This is a genomic window from Lysinibacillus sp. ACHW1.5, from assembly GCF_022014815.1.
Taxonomy (GTDB): Bacteria; Bacillota; Bacilli; order Bacillales_A; family Planococcaceae; genus Lysinibacillus; species Lysinibacillus capsici.
In genome coordinates, this window is record NZ_CP091777.1 from 1,521,130 (window position 1) to 1,540,494 (window position 19,365).

16 protein-coding genes and 1 other RNA gene are annotated in these 19,365 nt (G+C 39.0%); 15 read left to right on the top strand and 2 right to left on the bottom strand.

Annotated elements, in window-relative coordinates:
* Positions 1-233: 233 nt before the first annotated feature.
* The 7 genes from L6W14_RS07200 to L6W14_RS07230 all read left to right on the top strand — a co-directional run bounded on the left by L6W14_RS07200 (position 234) and on the right by L6W14_RS07230 (position 6,785).
* Positions 234-1,658 carry a tetratricopeptide repeat-containing diguanylate cyclase gene (locus L6W14_RS07200; RefSeq protein ID WP_131519729.1) on the top strand — a complete coding sequence of 475 codons (1,425 nt, stop codon included), beginning with the start codon at positions 234-236 and terminating at the stop codon, positions 1,656-1,658.
* 318 nt (positions 1,659-1,976) lie between these two features.
* Positions 1,977-2,459 (top strand): cell wall elongation regulator TseB-like domain-containing protein, encoded by a 483-nt coding sequence (locus L6W14_RS07205; RefSeq protein ID WP_048389969.1) that lies wholly within the window; start codon positions 1,977-1,979, stop codon positions 2,457-2,459.
* A 16-nt stretch (positions 2,460-2,475) separates the two neighbouring features.
* Positions 2,476-3,669: a pyridoxal phosphate-dependent aminotransferase gene (locus L6W14_RS07210; RefSeq protein ID WP_048389971.1), complete on the top strand. Its 1,194-nt coding sequence runs from the start codon at positions 2,476-2,478 to the stop codon at positions 3,667-3,669.
* 28 nt (positions 3,670-3,697) lie between these two features.
* Positions 3,698-4,993: an asparagine--tRNA ligase gene (gene asnS / locus L6W14_RS07215; RefSeq protein WP_237900156.1), complete on the top strand. Its 1,296-nt coding sequence runs from the start codon at positions 3,698-3,700 to the stop codon at positions 4,991-4,993.
* A gap of 77 nt (positions 4,994-5,070) precedes the next feature.
* Complete coding sequence (locus L6W14_RS07220) at positions 5,071-5,799, top strand: DnaD domain-containing protein (protein WP_237900158.1); 729 nt, start codon at positions 5,071-5,073, stop codon at positions 5,797-5,799.
* Between the two features lie 12 nt (positions 5,800-5,811).
* The gene (gene nth / locus L6W14_RS07225) at positions 5,812-6,474 is read left to right on the top strand and encodes an endonuclease III (RefSeq protein WP_237900160.1); all 663 of its coding nucleotides are present in this window, start codon (positions 5,812-5,814) and stop codon (positions 6,472-6,474) included.
* Complete coding sequence (locus L6W14_RS07230; RefSeq protein WP_112117716.1) at positions 6,471-6,785, top strand: YpoC family protein; 315 nt, start codon at positions 6,471-6,473, stop codon at positions 6,783-6,785. Before nth ends, L6W14_RS07230 begins: the two co-directional genes overlap by 4 nt.
* Before the next feature lie 183 nt (positions 6,786-6,968).
* Here L6W14_RS07230 and L6W14_RS07235 read toward each other — a convergent pair whose 3' ends face one another.
* Complete coding sequence (locus L6W14_RS07235) at positions 6,969-9,626, bottom strand: penicillin-binding protein 1A (protein WP_237900163.1); 2,658 nt, start codon at positions 9,624-9,626, stop codon at positions 6,969-6,971.
* 2 nt (positions 9,627-9,628) lie between these two features.
* A complete protein-coding gene (recU, locus tag L6W14_RS07240) occupies positions 9,629-10,273 on the bottom strand; it encodes a Holliday junction resolvase RecU (protein WP_004225567.1) in 645 nt (214 codons plus the stop codon).
* A 379-nt stretch (positions 10,274-10,652) separates the two neighbouring features.
* Between recU and L6W14_RS07245 the strand changes: the two genes are divergently transcribed.
* The 8 genes from L6W14_RS07245 (at position 10,653) to L6W14_RS07280 (ending at position 19,321) form a co-directional block, all read left to right on the top strand.
* A complete protein-coding gene (locus L6W14_RS07245; RefSeq protein ID WP_004225568.1) occupies positions 10,653-10,850 on the top strand; it encodes a hypothetical protein in 198 nt (65 codons plus the stop codon).
* Positions 10,851-11,057: 207 nt separating this feature from the next.
* Complete coding sequence (locus L6W14_RS07250) at positions 11,058-11,441, top strand: YppE family protein (RefSeq protein ID WP_237900165.1); 384 nt, start codon at positions 11,058-11,060, stop codon at positions 11,439-11,441.
* Complete coding sequence (locus tag L6W14_RS07255) at positions 11,416-13,683, top strand: DEAD/DEAH box helicase (RefSeq protein ID WP_066037669.1); 2,268 nt, start codon at positions 11,416-11,418, stop codon at positions 13,681-13,683. The genes L6W14_RS07250 and L6W14_RS07255 overlap by 26 nt, the downstream gene beginning before the upstream one ends.
* 159 nt (positions 13,684-13,842) lie before the next feature.
* Complete coding sequence (locus tag L6W14_RS07260) at positions 13,843-15,090, top strand: ribonuclease H-like domain-containing protein (RefSeq protein ID WP_237900167.1); 1,248 nt, start codon at positions 13,843-13,845, stop codon at positions 15,088-15,090.
* A gap of 121 nt (positions 15,091-15,211) precedes the next feature.
* Positions 15,212-15,508: a cell division regulator GpsB gene (gene gpsB, locus L6W14_RS07265; protein WP_004269307.1), complete on the top strand. Its 297-nt coding sequence runs from the start codon at positions 15,212-15,214 to the stop codon at positions 15,506-15,508.
* Positions 15,509-15,568: 60 nt separating this feature from the next.
* Positions 15,569-15,949, top strand: an RNA gene (rnpB, locus tag L6W14_RS07270) — RNase P RNA component class B.
* Between the two features lie 486 nt (positions 15,950-16,435).
* Positions 16,436-18,181: a GGDEF domain-containing phosphodiesterase gene (locus L6W14_RS07275; RefSeq protein ID WP_237900169.1), complete on the top strand. Its 1,746-nt coding sequence runs from the start codon at positions 16,436-16,438 to the stop codon at positions 18,179-18,181.
* A 3-nt stretch (positions 18,182-18,184) separates the two neighbouring features.
* Positions 18,185-19,321 (top strand): THUMP domain-containing class I SAM-dependent RNA methyltransferase, encoded by a 1,137-nt coding sequence (locus L6W14_RS07280; protein ID WP_048389991.1) that lies wholly within the window; start codon positions 18,185-18,187, stop codon positions 19,319-19,321.
* Positions 19,322-19,365 lie beyond the last annotated feature (44 nt).

The following is a 19,365-nucleotide window of genomic DNA, read 5'->3' on the forward strand; positions in this document are numbered from 1 at the left end:
GAGAAAAATGTGTAAAGACATAAAAAATTACCTACATATTATGATGGGATAAGATGATTCACTTTCAAGCAAACAGATGTAAGATTTTAAAACAATCATCACAAAAGATTTTTGCGTTGTAGGTAATAGTTGGTATCATACGAAAAAGGCGGACGAAGTGAATACATATGTCTTATAATTGAGAAAGCACAAAGTAAACTGGATGATATGGGGTATGGAGAAGTGGTGAAACGGTGGAATTAACATTAGAAGAATTAAATAAAACGATAATGGAGATGCGCACAAAGGGGTATTTAACGAAAGCACTAAAGCTTGCTGATCAAGGTCTTTTAGTCGCATTAGAGAGCAATAACTATCCATATGTCATGGATTTGTACTATCAAAAAATATTAGTTCATCATTCTTTAGGTGACACATTAAGCATGGTTAATCTTATTCATGATTATGAGGCCATTTGTCAAAATTATGGTACGACAAAAGATTTAATGCATTATCATTTAGTAATGTCATTAATCTATGATTTAGTTGGCATCCGTGAAAAAACGGTGGAGATGACGAAAAAATCTATCGCCTATGCACAGGAGCTACAAGATCCTGTCATGCTTGTTCGCTGTCATAATAATCTGTGCTATTTAGAGGTAGAGAAGGGCTGTACAAAGGAAGCACTTCAAGCAGGGCTATTAGCTAGGGAATATAATAAATCTCTTGCTAGAACAATGCCTGATCTAGCAAAATTACATGATATTCGTATTAATAATAATTTAGCAGATGTATATATTTTAGAAGGGGATTTTAAAGAGGGGAAGGCATTGCTGGACAGTACGTTATCCTCTACTATTATTCATCATCATAAACGAGAAAAAGTAGCGGCATTGTTTGGCTACGGTTTTTTATTTGAAAAACAGCAAAAGCTTGAAGAAGCTGTATTTTATTATAAACAAGCCATAGATCTTGCCCGATCTTATGGAGATAAGCCAATTACAAAAAAAGTGATGCGCTTACTGTTAAATGTATTGTATCAATTGGATTGGCGAGATGAAATTTTTGATGTACAGCGTGAATATATTGATCTCTCGGAAAAAATGAGTGTTGCAAATTTATTACAACAAGTAATGAACTTGGAATTTAAGCGTCAAAAGGAAAAGCTTGAGAAAAAAGCACATTATGATCCATTAACAGGCGTTTTAAATCGACATTTTTTAGACTATGAGCTACAGGAATGGCTCAATGCAGCCGAAATAACGCAATCCTATGTATGTATTACGGTTTTGGATGTCGATTATTTTAAACTATTTAACGACACGCATGGTCATTTATTTGGAGATATGATTTTACAGCTTTTAGCTAACAGCTTGAAGGATTTTTTACAGGATGAAGATGTAGAAATTATTCGTTATGGCGGAGATGAATTCATCCTTTGTTTTAGGCATTCTCAGAAGGACTATATCAAAACATTGGTCCATAACACACATGCCTATTTGCTCTCACTAAAGCTCGAACAGGAACAGCAAAGTTATCCCTTAAGGGTCAGTATGGGTGCTTGTGTGAATAATCAGAAAAACTATCAATACAAGGAGCTATTTGAGCAAGCAGATAGCTGTTTATACCAAGCAAAGGCGAATGGCCGTGCGAGCTGTGTGCTATACGAATTATCATAATGACAGGTTCCTATTTACATAGTTAAATAGGAATTTTTCTTGTGATAGGACCATGTTTTTTATGCCCAAAACGAGGCTTCTATGAGGTGAAATGAAATTTACTGTAGTCATCATTTGAAAACGTTGTTCTAGCAACGTACAATATATGAAATTAAGAAACACGACAGCACAAAATTGTTGTATAATGTTGTGGTATGAGGAAAGAAAGCAGGTTGACAAAATGGAAAGCAAAATGAATGGTTACACAGTTGTAGACACACACATGCATCAGCTATGTGTTATGCCAAAACAGCTCGATGTGAAACATAAGGTGAATAGATGAAAAACTGGTTAATTTTCATTTCTGTCTTTATTGTTTCGTTGTCACTTGTCATTAGTATTTTAGTACTCTGGAAAGCCGAGGCTCCGTTCCGTTCAATTGAAGAGCAGGCTGAACAGTTGGCACTCGATGCCAAAGCCCTCGCAATTGTATCGGAGTCCTACACATATAATGGCAAACATTCGTATGTTACTGTGTTCGGGGTAGACGAATACGGTGATAAAAAAGCTGTCTTTGTTCCGACGAATCTAGACGAGGATTCCATTCAGGAAGTGATATTAGAAGATGGTATTACGGAAAAGCAAGCATTATCGGTTTTTAAAAATGAAGGAAATGTACAAAAAGTCCTCCACATGAAATTAGGCTATGAGGAGCCTGGCGCAGTTTGGGAAATTACATATCTGAACGACCACGACCAGCTCAACTATGTCTATATTCTGTTTAAGGATGGCGACTGGTGGAAGCGCATTACGAATTTATAAGAGGAGTAGATCCCGAATGAAAAATTTATTAGCAACACGTGTAAAAACTTTAACACCATCTTCAACATTAGCGATTACTGCAAAAGCAAAAGCATTGAAAGAGCAAGGTATTGATGTGATTGGTCTTGGAGCTGGTGAACCAGACTTTAATACACCTCAAAATATTTTAAATGCTGCCATTGACTCAATGGAAAAAGGGTATACAAAATATACACCCGCTGGCGGACTTCCAGTTCTGAAAAAAGCCATTATTGATAAGCTTCAACGCGACAATAACCTTACCTATCAGCCAAATGAAATCATTGTTGGTGTAGGGGCAAAGCATATTTTATACACGCTATTCCAAGTGATTTTAAATGAAGGCGACGAGGTTATTATTCCAATCCCTTATTGGGTGTCTTATCCAGAACAAGTGAAATTAGCTGGCGGCGTACCAGTTTATGTTGAAGGTACACGTGAACAAAGCTATAAAATTACAGCGGATCAACTGAGAGCAGCTGTGACAGACAAGACAAAAGCAGTGATTATCAATTCTCCTAGTAACCCATCAGGCATGATTTATTCTCGTGAAGAGCTAGCAGAACTTGCTGCTGTTGCAGAAGAAAAAGATATTTTAATCGTGTCAGATGAAATTTATGAGAAGCTTGTATACAATGGTATTGAGCATTTTTCAATTGCACAACTTTCTGATGCAGTGAAAGCACGTACAATCGTTGTTAATGGTGTGGCAAAATCTCACTCTATGACAGGCTGGCGTATTGGATATGCTGCAGGTGACACAGACATTATTAAAGCAATGACTGACCTTGCATCACACTCAACATCTAATGCGACAACAACAGCACAATATGCAACTGTGGAGGCGTATAATGGCTCTCAGGATGCGGTAGAGGAAATGCGTCAGGCATTTGAATCTCGTCTTGAAAAAATTTACCCACAGTTAAGTGCTATTCCTGGCTTCCATGTATTAAAGCCACAGGGTGCATTCTACCTATTACCAGACGTAGCAGAAGCTATGGCTCACACTGGCTATGATTCAGTAGATGCATTTGCTGCGGATATTTTAACAGAAGCAAACGTAGCAGTGATTCCAGGCTCTGGCTTCGGTACACCAACTACTATGCGATTATCTTATGCTACATCTTTAGACTTATTAGAAGAGGCAGTCCGTCGTATTGATACATTCGTAAAATCAAAATGGCAAGACTAATCCTTCTAGTCAACTTTGGAGGATTTCTATGAAAAAAATTATGATTAAAGATATGCCACAGCATATCGGTGAAACAGTCAAAATTGGCGCTTGGTTAGCCAATAAACGTTCAAGCGGAAAAATCGCGTTCTTACAGCTACGTGATGGCTCTGGCTTTGTACAGGGCGTTGTAGTGAAAGAAGAAGTAGGCGAAGAAATTTTTGCTACGGCAAAAGGGATGACGCAAGAAACTTCTATGTATGTGATTGGTGAGGTGAAAGCTGACGAACGCTCAAGCTTTGGCTGTGAGCTTGCTATAACTGGTATCGAGGTACTACATGCAGCAACAGATTTCCCAATCACACCAAAAGAACATGGTCCAGAATTTTTAATGGATAACCGTCATTTATGGCTGCGCTCTCGTAAACAACATGCCATTATGAAAATTCGTAATGAAATTATTCGCGCTACATACGAATTTTTCAATAACAACGGTTTTACAAAAATGGACCCACCAATTTTAACAGGTTCTGCGCCTGAAGGTACTTCAGAGCTGTTCCATACAAAATATTTCGATGAAGATGCTTATCTATCTCAATCTGGTCAGCTTTACATGGAAGCTGCTGCGATGGCTTTAGGAAAAGTATTCTCATTCGGTCCAACTTTCCGTGCTGAAAAATCTAAGACTCGTCGTCATTTAATCGAGTTTTGGATGATTGAGCCTGAAATGGCATTCGTAGAATTTGAAGAAAATTTAGAAGTACAAGAGCAATATGTAGCGCACATCGTACAATCTGTACTTGCAAACTGCAAATTAGATCTTGAGCGACTTGGCCGTGATACATCAACACTTGAAAACATTAAAGCGCCATTCCCTCGAATTTCTTATGATGATGCGATTAAGCTTTTACACGAACAAGGCTTCGACGATATTGAGTGGGGCGATGATTTTGGTGCGCCTCATGAAACAGCGATTGCGAATTCATTTGACAAACCAGTATTTATTACTTGTTACCCAGTAGGCATTAAACCGTTCTATATGCAACCACACCCAGAACGTGATGATGTTGTATTATGTGCTGATTTAATTGCACCAGAGGGTTACGGAGAAATTATTGGTGGTTCAGAGCGAATCCATGACTACGATTTATTAAAATCACGTCTGGAAGAGCATAACCTATCATTAGATGCCTATGCTTGGTATTTAGAGCTTCGCAAACATGGCTCTGTCCCACATTCAGGTTTTGGTCTAGGGTTAGAGCGAACTGTAGCATGGATTTCAGGCACAGAACATATCCGTGAAACAATTCCATTCCCACGTTTACTAAACCGCTTATATCCATAAGCTAATCAATTTAAAAGTCGCGTAGTGAACTATCTACGCGGCTTTTCTACTTACTTAAAGAAGGAGTCTGGAGAATAATGAACGTAAATAATCATCGACTCCGTACATGGACTGAGCAGAGAATGATTCCCATTCCACAGCTTTTTTTTCAGTTTTATAAGGAGTTAAACATGGAGGATGAAGAAGCACTGATTGTCATGCACTTATTGGCCTTTCATATGGAGGAGAATGACTTCCCAACACCTAATGATCTAAAAAATCGTCTCACAATGTCTGATAATGACATCACATCCCGTTTACAGCGATTAATGCAGAAGGGTTTTCTTGAAATAACACGAGATGTCGACGCGGGTGGCAAGCTATATGAAAAGTATTCCGTATACCCGCTATGGGAGCGCATTTTACAGATGATTGATATGAAAGAGCAGCAACAAACGGCAGTGACACTTCAGCAAGAAGAAGGGGAGATATTCCGTCTTTTTGAAGAGGAAATGGGGCGTCTTTTATCTCCTTTAGAACTTGAAAAAATTGGATGCTGGCTTGATGAGGACAAGCATAGTCCCGCACTCATCAAAGAGGCGCTAAAGGAGGCTGTCTTTGCTGGGAAATTGAGTATTCGCTATATTGATCGCATTTTATTAGAATGGAAAAAGAAAAATATTACGACACCACAAGCCGCACAAAAGCAAAGTGAACAGTTCCGTGAGAAACAGACATTTAACAGAGCACCAGCTCGAACAATTCAACAAGAAACGCAGTCAACGGGTAGAGTTCCTTTTTATAATTGGTTGGAAGAAAGAGAATAGGGGGCATCCAGTTTGTTAACGAAAAAACAGTGGGAGCATTGTCTAGAAGAAATGGATCGAATGTTTCCCGACGCACATTGTGAGCTCGTCCATGATAATGCTTTTGAGCTAACGATTGCCACATTATTATCTGCACAATGTACAGATGTACTAGTCAATAAAGTAACGAAAACCTTATTTCAAAAATATAAAACACCAGAAGATTATTTAGCTGTTTCTATAGAGGAATTGCAACAGGATATTCGCTCTATTGGCCTTTATCGCAATAAGGCGAAGAATATTCAGGCTCTATGTCAACGTTTACTAGATGAGTACGGTGGCGAAATCCCTGCAACACGTGAAGCATTGGTGACATTACCAGGTGTAGGACGAAAAACGGCCAATGTTGTGCTTTCAGTAGCCTTCGATATTCCAGCACTTGCAGTGGATACCCATGTGGAGCGAGTATCCAAACGCCTAGGGCTCTGTCGATGGAAAGATTCGGTGCTTGAAGTGGAAGAAACGATTATGAAGAAAACGCCAATGGACAAATGGTCAAAAACGCATCACCAATTAATTTTCTTTGGACGTTATCATTGTAAGGCCCAAAATCCTGGATGCCGTACCTGTCCTTTACTCGACGATTGTCGTGAAGGGCAAAAGCGTTTAAAGAAAGGCATGGTGAAGGAAGCATGAATAGTGAAGCCATTGCAAAAGAAAAAGTAGATGCATGGTTTGCCCAATGGACTTCACTACAAGCCGCTATCCATACAGCACATGATGCAAGAAATGGACTGGCAAAAGGGCTAATGGAAGATGCCATCGAGCTATTTGAACAACTTGTGCAAGCTGCAGGAGATGAAGTGCTACCGATTAATGGGATTGAGCGATTAGCCTTTATTAAAGCTAAGCCAGGTCAATATGCATGCTATCGTCAACTAGATGAGCTATTTAAAGAAACGAAAAAGCGCACAGCACGACTGCGGATTCAAGCTAGTAAAAGTTAGAGTGGATGGCTAGAGTATAAAAAGTGGATAGGACATGTAAAGTGAAGGATAGAACGCGAAAAGTGGCGGATAGACCTTGTAGAGTGAAGGATAGACCGTCAAAACTGACGGATAGCCTCCTCAAAGCCCTTCATCAATAAAAAAACCGAGAAGCAGTGAATGAACTGCTTCTCGGTTTTTTCTTTATTCTGAGCTTTGGTCTTCTTCATTTGGGTTGGTAGGCTCGGTAGGAGGTGTTGGCTGCTGATTTCCATCATTATTGCCATTGTTTCCACCATTGCCATTGCCATGCCCGTTATTACCATTATTATTATTGTTATTACCGTTGTCACCATTGCCATTATTGTTATTACCTTGATCATTATCCTCTTGACCAGAATCAATCGGTAAATCAATATCTGGTTCATCTGGATCTTCCGTTTCCAAATCTTCCTCAGGGGTACTTGTGATCTGGAAGGTAGTTGTCCCAGGCTCACTGCGTGTGCCATCTACAATGGCTACGACAGAGATTGTATAGTTACCATCTTCAAGTGTGTTAGCAACAGTTAGGCCTTTCGTGTCTGCTGTGCCAAGGACAACCGTTTCTCCACCTTCACGTGTGGCAGAAACTTCAAATGAAGTTGGTAATGGTTCATCGGTTTCTGGATTTAGGATGGCATCATGTTCCCAAGAAATATTGATCGACTGTGCTCCTAAATCTAAGTTTGCTGAAACATTATAAGGTGTAGATAGCTCTGGCGCCTCATAGACCTCAGAAACCTCTGTTGGTTCAGTCCCGCGAACGAATAACTCTGTTTGACGTAGTTCGCTAGGTGTATAGTCACTTGCCAATCTTAAAGGTTTAGAGCCTACTTCCACCGTTGCTTCTACAACAGTACTTGGCTTTTTGAAGCTAGCTGTCTCAACATTCGCTGAAATTTCTTGCATAATCGTCTTAAATAAGTTTTGTGGTAATCGACGTTCTTCCCACGTTGTAATTGGATCAAAGTGTTTTTCATAGCCACTCCATATAGCGATGGAATAGTTAGTTGTGTAACCAGCAAACCATGAATCTGGCACACTCGTATTCGGTAAATTATATTTATTAAAGTCTTCTGCTGAATAGTTAGTTGTACCTGTTTTACCTGCGATATCTAAGCCAGGCACATTGGCTGCAGTTCCTGAGGCATCAGGCTTATTGCCGACTACATCACGTAGCATGTCTGTTACCATGTAAGCCGTATAATCATTCATAGCCACTTTAGACTCAGGTGTATAGTTTTTAGACGTTTTACCATCTCGATAGACAATTTTTGTAATCGAATGTGGATCTGTATAGACCCCGTTATTACCGAAAGCAGCATAGGAAGCTGCCATTTGAATAGGAGAGATAGTAATAGCACCACCGCCAATTGCATCGGACTCATAGAGGTTTTCTGTTTCAATTCCTAAACGTCCAACAAATTCCTTGGCTTTTTCTGTGCCAACCTCCTGTAATGCTTTGACAGCTGGAACGTTCCGTGAAGCATATAATGCTTTACGTGCAGTCATGGCACCCATATATCTGCCATCCCAGTTTGTGATTGTTTGCTTTGTACCTGTATAGTTCATTGGTTCGTCGACAAGTGTTTGACCTGTAGACCATTTTAAATATTCAATTGCTGGCCCATAGTCAACTAACGGTTTCATTGTGGAACCTGGTTGATTATTTGTTAAGTCCTCGGCATAATTCCAGCCACGTTCTGCACCATATTTACGACCGCCACCAACGGCTTGAATGGCACCTGTTTTTGTATCAACGACCGCCACACCTGACTGAATATCTTCAGTTGGGAAATTACTATCATCATTCATCACATTTTCTACAACTTGTTGAGCATTTGGATCAAGCGTCGTATAGACTTTGATTCCTTCTGCCATTGCCGAACCGTCACCATTATTTTCTAATTCATTAATAACAATATCCAGGAAGGCATCATATTTGGAACCTGCAAATGATTGGCGTGTTGCATCATCCGCTAAACCTGATTGAACTTCTGCTTTTTTGGCTTCTTCCATTTCGGCTTTAGAAATTTTTCCGTGTTGATACATTAATCCTAAAACGGTATTACGTCGTTTTTTTGCAAGCTCAGGGTTTTTTAATGGATTATATGCATTTGGTCGTTGCACTAGCCCTGCTAATAGTGCTTCTTCATCTAAAGTTAAATCTTTTAATTCTTTACCATAGAAGTATTGTGAGGCTGTGCCGAAGCCATAGATACGACCTGACATAAGCATTTTGTTGAAGTACATTTCAAAAATTTCTTCTTTCGTATACTTACGCTCTAATTGGAAGGCAAGCCATGCTTCCTGTGCTTTACGCTTTAATTTCTTCTCGTTTTGTAAAAATGAGTTTTTGACTACTTGCTGTGTTAAAGTCGATGCACCTTGCGCACCAAAGCCATCACGGAAGTTTGCTAGGATTGCACCACCTAGGCGATAAAAATCCATACCATGATGCTCAAAAAAGCGTACATCTTCTGTAGCCAGAATAGCATTGATCATATCTTCAGGTATATCTTCATATTTTATATATTTACGGTTTTCAGCACCGATTGTTGCAAATAATTCACCGTTTTTATCGTAGAACTCTGAAGAAACAGGATCTTTCAGTAATTCTTCATCGAGCTCTGGAGCCGTGCTTGCATAGAAGGCAAATAATGCAGCTCCTCCAATTAAGCCAGCTACACCGATGGCTAAGATTGTTAAGAAAATGCGTTTAAACCATGACTTAGCGGATGAGGCTGGTTTGGTTTTTTTATTTTTATTTTTTTCAGCGAGAGCTTTTTGATGCTCTCCACGTGTTCGACGACGTTCAGTCATTCTTATTTCTCCTCACTTTCAGACCCGTAGCATTTTGCATCAATCAATTGTTGGATGATGGGTAAATAATCGATACGCGGATAATAGCTCGTAGGAATTTCATATGCCTCTTCTTCGATGATCGAAAAGGGTATCGATTTACGATTGCCATTTTCCATTGCTTGCCAGGCCTTTTGTAAAACTTTGTATGGCACAATAAAATATCGTTCAAAAGCCGAAAAACGAACGATAATAAAAGCCACACCATTTTGTTCCGTCACTTGCTGCATATGTGTCATTTGATGCTCATGAATATTTTTTAAGGGGAAACTTGTTTTGGAAGCCGTTTCCTTTGCATCAAAATCGATATAATGCCCTTTCCAAACACCATTGTAGTCGGTTGTAGAGGGTGTTCGAAAATAAGCTTCACGAATGACAGCAGCACTTCGTGAAGGGTACTCTACTTTGACGATTTGCACAGGAACAGGTTTCTTGTGAATGATAGCAAGTCGCCTTTTTATATAATAGTCGTTTGCTTCATTAATTTCATCTTCTAGCGTCTTCCCCCGATTACTAAAAGATAAATCTTTGTTTTTGCTCTTTTTTTCTGTTTTCTGTACAGAAGCATTTGGGGTATACAATTTCCCGTTTGGATAACGAATTGTCATTAAGCTCACCCTTTACCTTACTGCTTTTCTATCCCTAGTTTACCATGTTTTAATAGCTGTTCTCTACCTCCATCATTCATGAAATTGTTACTAGAATAGTAGAAAACAAATGGTAAGTATGAATAATTTGCGTCGAAAAATCGCCAGCTTTATTATTACTAGAATCGTCAAAATAACTGATAAATTTAAATAGGTCATTGGGATGAAAATATACTCACACAGTGACCTTTCATTCATGACGATTTTTTTTGTCAGAGGTTCACTATTAAAAATTTATCGAAAATCTTCTTCTTTCAGCTAACTTACGCTTATTTTGTCACGCATGAAGGTAATTCTATACATACGAGGAATACTAAAGTAAAGCAAAGGAGGCGTTATTTTGAACAAGTTAGAACAATTAGTTGCGCAGTTAGATCTGGTCAATCAATTACTTTTCACGAGAGTGTCACTGGAAAACAATGCTCATAGTTTGCATTTTTTTATGCAACTTAAAGCGGTTAGCCAGAAAGTAAGCTTAGCAGAAAAGAACTGGCAAGTAAAGAATGCTTGTTCGCCTATTAGTAGTGAAAAATCATAGACTTTGGTACACTTATCTCATAAGCAATTGAACTAACGCAATAGCATGAAGATTGATACATTATTTTCCACAAAGGTGTGGTAAATAGCTGTCATAAACAGTGATATTTCCATAGCTGACGTACTGGACAAGACATACTTTCCATGTATATGCCGTCACTCCGAAATATATTTGCTATGTGTAATTGTTGAGAGATGAGGTGCAAAATTGTTAGTTATCCAGCAAACATCCAAATTAATAGATGAATGTGATCAGTGCGTTTCACGTTTTTGGCAAATGCGTGAGGAAGATCGAACACCTGATTTTTTTCAAGAGGTAAAGCCACATGCAGATGAAATCCATCAACTTTTGAAGGAATGGCAGCAAGAAGCCAATAAATGGATTCAAAAAAATCGACCGAAATACATGCATACGCAACAAATTGCTTCAGTCGTTGAATCGATGGAGCAATTTGTTGTGCAATCTTTTTATAAAGAAACAAGTAAAAAACGCTTTTTAGATGCCATACATTCTACTTCCTATACTTTGAAAATATTTGAACGATTAGTTAAGGAGGGAGAAAAGGATGTTATCGAAGAAACGAACGATTAGTGAGCTTTTACATGAGTGGAGATATGATGAAGAACTTAAAGAGCGTATCCTGCATTGGCAAACATTAGAGGGGCGTCCAGCTAACTATGCACCATTTCCTAGGAATTTGCATCCTTCTTTAGTGAAAGCCTTACAGACAAGAGGGATTGAGCAGCTTTATACACATCAGCGAGAGGCATTTGATTTGGCACAGAGTGGTACATCTTTTACAGCGGTTACGCCAACTGCTTCAGGTAAATCCTATTGCTATCATCTGCCAGTGCTACAAAAAATAATGGAGGATAAAAATGCACGTGCCATTTATTTATTTCCAACAAAGGCACTGGCACAGGACCAGAAAAATGATTTGAATGAGCTCATTGAGCAAAGCGGTGAGGAGATTTTAAGCTATACCTATGATGGAGATACGGCTCCAGGCATTCGCCAAAAGGTTCGTAAGGCAGGGCATATCGTGATGACGAATCCTGATATGCTTCATTCGGGGATTTTGCCGCATCATACAAAATGGGTTTCACTTTTTGAGAATCTACAATATATTGTGATTGATGAATTGCATACATACAAAGGTGTGTTTGGTTCCCATGTGGCGCATGTTATTCGGAGATTAAAAAGAATTTGTGAATTTTATGGGAGTAAACCAGTGTTTATTTGTACATCGGCTACCATAAAAAATCCTAAAGAGCTTGCTGAGCTACTAACGAATGAATCACACATGCTCATTGCTGATTCGGGTGCTCCAGTTGGTAAGAAAACCTTTCTTTTTTACAATCCGCCGATTATTCATAAAACATTTGGCGTGCGTAGAAGTGCTGTATTAGAGGTAAGTGATTTAGCTAAGAGGTTGTACACGGCTGGCATTCAATCCATTATTTTTGCCAAAAGTAGGGTACGAGTAGAAATGATTGTAACCTATTTAAAGGAACTTACACGTAATAAGCTGCTCGATGAATCTGTACGTGGCTATCGAGGTGGGTATCTGCCATCAGAACGACGTGTCATCGAAAAAGGCTTACGTGATGGGACAATCCAAACAGTAGTTAGCACCAATGCATTAGAATTAGGTGTCGATATTGGTCAATTACAAGCATGTATTATGACAGGTTACCCAGGAAATATTGCGAGTGCTTGGCAGCAAGCAGGACGTGCAGGGAGACGTCAGGATGAGGCATTGATTATTTATGTTGCGCAATCTTCCGCATTGGACCAGTATGTAGTCAATCATCCACTATTTTTACTAGGCAGTACCCCAGAGGAAGCACGTATTTATCCAGAAAATATGCTGATTTTAATGGATCATTTGAAATGTGCTGCCTTCGAGCTACCTTTTTCAACAGGCGATACGTATGGAGAATATGACATACAAGAATTGCTGGAGTATTTAGCAGAAGAAGGGGTAGTTTTTAAAACGAGTGATAAATGGCATTGGATGAGTGATCGTTTCCCGGCGCATGATATTAGCTTACGTTCAGCGTCACAAGAAAATGTAGTCATTATTGATCTTACCATTCCTGCACAGACAAAGGTGATTGGTGAAATGGATCGTCATAGTGCCATGACACTCTTGCATGAAGAAGCCATTTACTTGCACCAAGGCATTCAGTTCCAAGTAGAGAAGCTTGACTGGGAGGAAAAGAAAGCCTACGTACGTGAAGTAGATGTTGATTACTATACAGATGCCAATCTAGCAGTTGAAATGAAAGTTTTAGAGGAAGATCGTAACCGTTCATACGCAGGTGGTACAATCTGCTTTGGCGATGTTGGCTTAGTTGCACAAGCGACGATTTTCAAGAAAATACGCTTTGGCACACATGACAATATTGGCTCAGGACCTATACATTTACCACCTGATGAAATGCATACAAGTGCTTCGTGGCTATCGTTTACAGCACCAGATAAATGGACAGAGGAAGAGCTAACAGATGCTATGACTGGGGTAGCCTACGCGATGAATGCCTTCATTCCTTTGTTTATTCAATGTGATAGTAGTGATGTGGCCGTTGTACCACAGGTGAAGGCCACACATAATGAGCGGCCAACGTTTTTTGTCTATGATAAGTATCCAGGTGGCATCGGCTTAAGTGAAAAGGTATATGAACTATGGGAAGAGCTAATCATGAAAACATATGAGCATGTTACAAATTGTGCATGCGAATCGGGCTGTCCTTCCTGTATTGGGGCACAAGAATCATTGCTTCAAACAAAAGGAAAGGTAGCTAAATTACTGCAACAATTAATGGCATAGTAAACTGAGGGTGAGGAACGTCAATTTGTTCTTTCACCCTCTTTGTTTGTATTCAAGGTAAGTCAATTTTCAACGAAGAATATTTTGAATGAGGTTAACAATCATGTTACTCTTTCAAGAGAGATGTCTTATACAATAAGCAGAAAATGAGTGAAATTCATGTCTTACGAAAATAAAATATTACAAATGAAAAAAATGCTGGGAAAAAAACCGATGTCCGCTAAAAAAGTTGAAGAATCAGCGTTCCAAAAGCCTGCTAGGCCAAGCTATACAGAGCAATGGAAACAGGCGGGACTAACGGTTGTGGAAAATGATTACGGTATCGTATTTAAGCGTCAAGTAAGCTATCCGTTTAGCTATCAGCATGGACATTATCAACTACAATCGTTCTTTGAAGCCCTGAAAAAATGGCAAGATGCTGAGTTTGATCATCCTTATGCGCTCGATATGGAAGAGTCCGTCTTATTTTTTGACACGGAAACAACAGGTTTAAAGGGTGTTGGGACCCATATTTTTTTGCTTGGATTTTTAGAGGTAGCTGAAGAATCCTTTATCCTCACACAATATATTATGGCAGATCCTGCACATGAAGCAGCCTTCTTATTTGAATCCAAGCTTTGGCAAAAGTCAGCTACTGTGATTACCTATAATGGGAAAAGCTTTGATTGGCCACAGCTTGAAACACGATGGACATTGCATCAAAAAACCTTACCAAAATTACGCTCTCAGCGACAGATCGATTTGTTGCATAGTTCGAAGCGTTTATGGAAAAATGATATGGAGCGCTTAAAATTAAAATCTGTCGAGGAAGAAAAGCTTGGTTTTTCGCGTAAAGGGGATATTCCAGGCCATCTCGCACCTATTATTTATTTGGATGCAGTAAAAAGTGGCATTCCAGATGCTCTTATAAAGGTTTTGCATCATAATGAGTGGGATTTACTATCACTTATCACACTGTATAGTCATTCTACGTATTTATTGTTCGAGCAGGACCATGAAGAATCGGCAAAAACTTTCACCAACATTGGGAAATGGTATGGTGATTTAAGAGAAAGCACACAAAGTGTGAGGATTTTAGAAAAGGTGACATCAAAATTTGATGCGCTAGAAGCGGGCAATGCTCAATATTATTTAGCTTTACAGCACAAGAAGAATAAACGCTATAGTGAAGCTATTGACTCATTCGTGGCCTCCCTTCATTTTGTTGAAGCAAGAACAAAGTTACATGCCCTTGAGCAGCTAGCCATACTTTATGAGCACCAAATGAAGGATTATGAGCAGGCCCTTTATTATACGCAAGAAGGCATACGTCTCATTCGAAATAATGGGCAATGGAGAGCAGAACAAAAACAAAAATGGGAAATTTCTTGGGAAAAGAGACTACACAGATTAGGAAATAAGAAATAAATTCGTGGGTAAGCGCGTGAAACGACAAGTTTAGCCTTACAATTAGTATTTTCAGACGATATAATGTGATGAAGTATGCTATAATGTATTCGTGTATGTAGTGTGAGGAAGGGCGATGTGAATGGACATTAAATTAACGTCAAAAATGATCCTTGAAAAGGAATTTAAAAAGAACTTTAAAGGCTACAATGTAGAAGAAGTAGATTCTTTTCTTGATGAAATTATTCAAGACTATGAAACGTTTGAAAAAGTGGTGGCCCAACTACGTGAAGAAAATAGACAGTTAAAAGAAGAAATTGAAAGCACACCTAAGAGACAACCTGTTGCTTCAGCGGCAGCTGGTACAACGAATTTTGATATTTTAAAACGTCTTTCTAATTTAGAAAAACATGTATTTGGTAGCAAGCTGTACGAATAAATTTAGTCAATTATATTGTATTTAACATAAAACTCTAGTATAATCTTTCGTATCATCACGAAATTCTGGTAATCGCTGCGGCGCTAGACGTCGTAGAGGAAAGTCCATGCTCGCACGGTTCTGAGATGACCGTAGTGTTCGTGCTTACTGAAAAAATAAGGTAAGGCAGCTATTAAGGCTGACGGCGGAAGGAAAACCTAAGTCCTCTGGATATGGTTGACACTTCCTGAAAGTGCCACAGTGACGAAGCTTGCTTGGAAACTTGCAAGGTGGAACGAGGTAAACCCCACGAGTGAGAAACCCAAATTATGGTAGGGGCACTCTCTAGAAGGAATTGAACGGATAGAGGGACAGAGTTTGCTCTGTAGATAGATGATTACCACCTGATCGTACGAGGCGCAAGCTGTTTGAGTACTCGGGAACAAAACATGGCTTATGGAATTTTTTGATGCTTATCTACGAAATAACAAGCGCTCTCCAATTCGGTGGAGAGCTTTTATTTTGAATTCATGAGGAAAAAGTAACCTTGTTAATCAAGTCTTGGTATGCGCTATACGTTTGAGAAGTATCGCTACCGCTTCTAAGTCACAACATCTGAAAACGGTTATCGCATCAATGTGATGTATTGATCTTGACTGCTCACATATTTTGTATTGTAAGCAAACGCCAGGTATAGCAACTACCTCTTTAAGTGGTTTATTTGTTTAAGATGTATGGGGTTACCTGCTTATCAAGAGAATGCCTTCGGCGATTGTCATAGATTTACTTGAGGCGCTTTTCGAGCAAATTCGAAAAATCTGGACGCATTCATTGCACAAAAGAGAAGCGTCAGTGACAATTACACCGAGCGTAATAATTACATAGTGGTTGGCCTGACGTAAATGCCCTTCTGAGAGGGAGTATAGAGAGATAGGATGGAGCGGAAACATGAACGGAGTAAACAATTGGGAAAGTACGGATAAACTGAAACTGATATCTAAATATCCGACTACCTTAATACTTAAAATCTTCGAAAATGTATCTGAAGGTATCATGATTACTGATAAATACAAAAAAATAGTAATGGTTAATCCTGCCTTTGAATTTGTGACAGGCTATACATGTGATGATGTGGTTGGAAAAACGCCAGCCGTTTTACAATCTGGTGTACATGAATTGCCGTTCTATTTAGAGATGTGGGAGCAGATACGACAAGAAGGCATTTGGCAAGGTGAGATATGGAACCGTCGTAAAACTGGAGACGTATATCCTGAATGGTTAACAATTGTTTGTGTAACCAACGATGAGGGTGAGGTTACAAATTACTGTGGTATTTTCACAGATTTGTCTGAAAGAAAAATAGTAGAAAATGAATTAGAAAAGCGTTTGCTCACGGATTCATTAACAGATGTATCCAATCGTTTTGCCTATATCGAAAGAATGGATAATCTCTTGGAATCAACTTCTGCTATTTCTCATTCAGTGCAGCATGCGATCTATTTCTTAGATTTGGATCGGTTTAAGCAAATTAATGATACATTAGGCCATGCTGTTGGAGATTCAATTTTAATAGAAGTAGCAAATCGACTAAAAAAATTACTGAAAAATAAAGATATTATTGCAAGATATGGCGGAGATGAATTCGTCATTACATTAACCAATGTGAAAAATGTGAAAGAGGCTGCAAAATTTGCTGAACAAATTATTAGTAGTATTGAACAGCCAATGATGATAAATGATCAGGAAGTTTTTATTTCTACAAGTATTGGTATTAGCGTTTATCCAGTTGATAGTAAAAACACAGAAGAACTGATCAATTGTGCAGATAGAGCGATGACTTATTCAAAAAAGAATGAATTAAACGGCTATTCCTTCTATTTTGATGAACTGCAAACCGACGCACAACGAGTGCTATTGCTAGATTCTGAGTTAAGAAGAGCAATAGAAAACCGTGAATTTGAGCTACATTTTCAGCCAAAGATTTCTATGGAAAATGAGCAGATTCAAGGTTTAGAAGCACTAGTCCGCTGGAATAGCGAGAGGCTAGGCTTTGTTTCGCCTGCTGAGTTTATCACTTATGCGGAGGATACAGGTCTAATCATCCCATTAAGTGAGCTCATTATCGAAAAAGCATGTGAGGCAGTCATTCAAATGCGACAATTTGGTTGGAAAACACCTGTCGCCATTAATATCTCGAGCATTCACTTTAAACAGCAGAATTTTTTGGAGTCGATACAAACAATATTAGAGCGCTATAATATGCCAGCTAACAATTTTGAAATAGAAGTGACAGAGCGAACGGTGATGAACAGTGCCAATGAGACAGTTAGTAAATTGGTTCGTTTAAAACAATTAGGCTTTAAAATCTCAATCGATGATTTTGGGACTGGCTATTCATCCTTAAGCTATTTAGTTCGCTTCCCATTAGATTGTTTAAAAATTGATCGTAGCTTTATCCAGCATATTGGATCACTCGATGAAAAACAGGCAGTAGTAGATGCGATTATTCAAATGTCCCATCGCTTAAAAATGAAAGTTGTTGCTGAAGGTGTAGAACAAGCACAACAAGTGGATATACTACGTAAAATGAACTGTGATATTATCCAAGGCTATTATTACAGCAAACCACTCCCGTTAAACGAATTGATGGAGTTTATGGAGTATTGGGAAATTGAGCATCAAGGAAGGAAATAATCTATGGCAAACTATCAATTAGTAGCTACGTCAGCAATGGGCTTAGAAGCTATTGTGGCACAAGAAGTAAAAGCACTTGGCTATGAAACAACCGTTGACAATGGCAAAGTATATTTTGAAGGCGATGAAACGGCGATTGCGCGTACCAATTTATGGCTACGTGTAGCGGATCGTGTAAAGATTGTCGTTGGACAATTCCCAGCAAAATCGTTTGAACAATTATTTGAAAGTGTGAAGGCACTCCCTTGGGAGAAGTATTTACCAGTGGACGCTGCTTTTCCTGTTTCAGGCAAGTCCGTAAAATCGAAATTATTTAGTGTACCAGATTGTCAAGCCATTACCAAAAAAGCAATCGTTGAGCGAATGAAACAGCATTATAAACGACTTGGCTTTTTAGATGAATCTGGAGCGACTTACAAAATTGAGGTTTCAATTTTAAAAGATGTGGCGACACTAACAATTGATACATCTGGTGCTGGCCTACATAAGCGTGGCTATCGTCAGGCACAAGGTGAGGCACCATTAAAAGAAACATTAGCAGCTGCACTTGTACAAATTTCAAAATGGAATCCAAATCGTCCGTTTGTTGACCCATTCTGTGGCTCTGGTACTATTGCATTGGAAGCGGCGATGTTTGGACAAAATATAGCTCCAGGCTATAACCGTGAATTTATTTCTGAGGAATGGCCATGGATGAAAGCTGCCATCTGGGATACGGTTCGTGATGAAGCAGATAGTTTAGCGAACTATGATCAGCCTTTAGAAATTATTGGTTCCGATATTGATCACCGTATGGTCAGCATTGCGCAAGAAAACGCAATGGAAGCAGGCTTTGGAGAGTTAATCACGTTTAAGCAAATGCAAGCACGTGATTTTACAACACAGTTAACGGATGGTGTCATGATTGGGAACCCGCCGTACGGAGAGCGTATTGGTGATGTGGAAGTCGTGGAACAGGTGATTCGCGATGTTGGGAAGGTCATGAAAAACTATCCAACTTGGTCTGTATATATGCTATCCTCCATGAAGAATTTTGAAGAATTATATGGACGCCAAGCGACGAAAAAACGTAAATTATTTAATGGTTTTATTGAAACAAATTATTATCAGTTCTGGGGTCAAAAGTCTAAAAGAGATTAACGAATAGTAACGGAAGATAAGATTTTTTCTTATCTTCCGTTTCG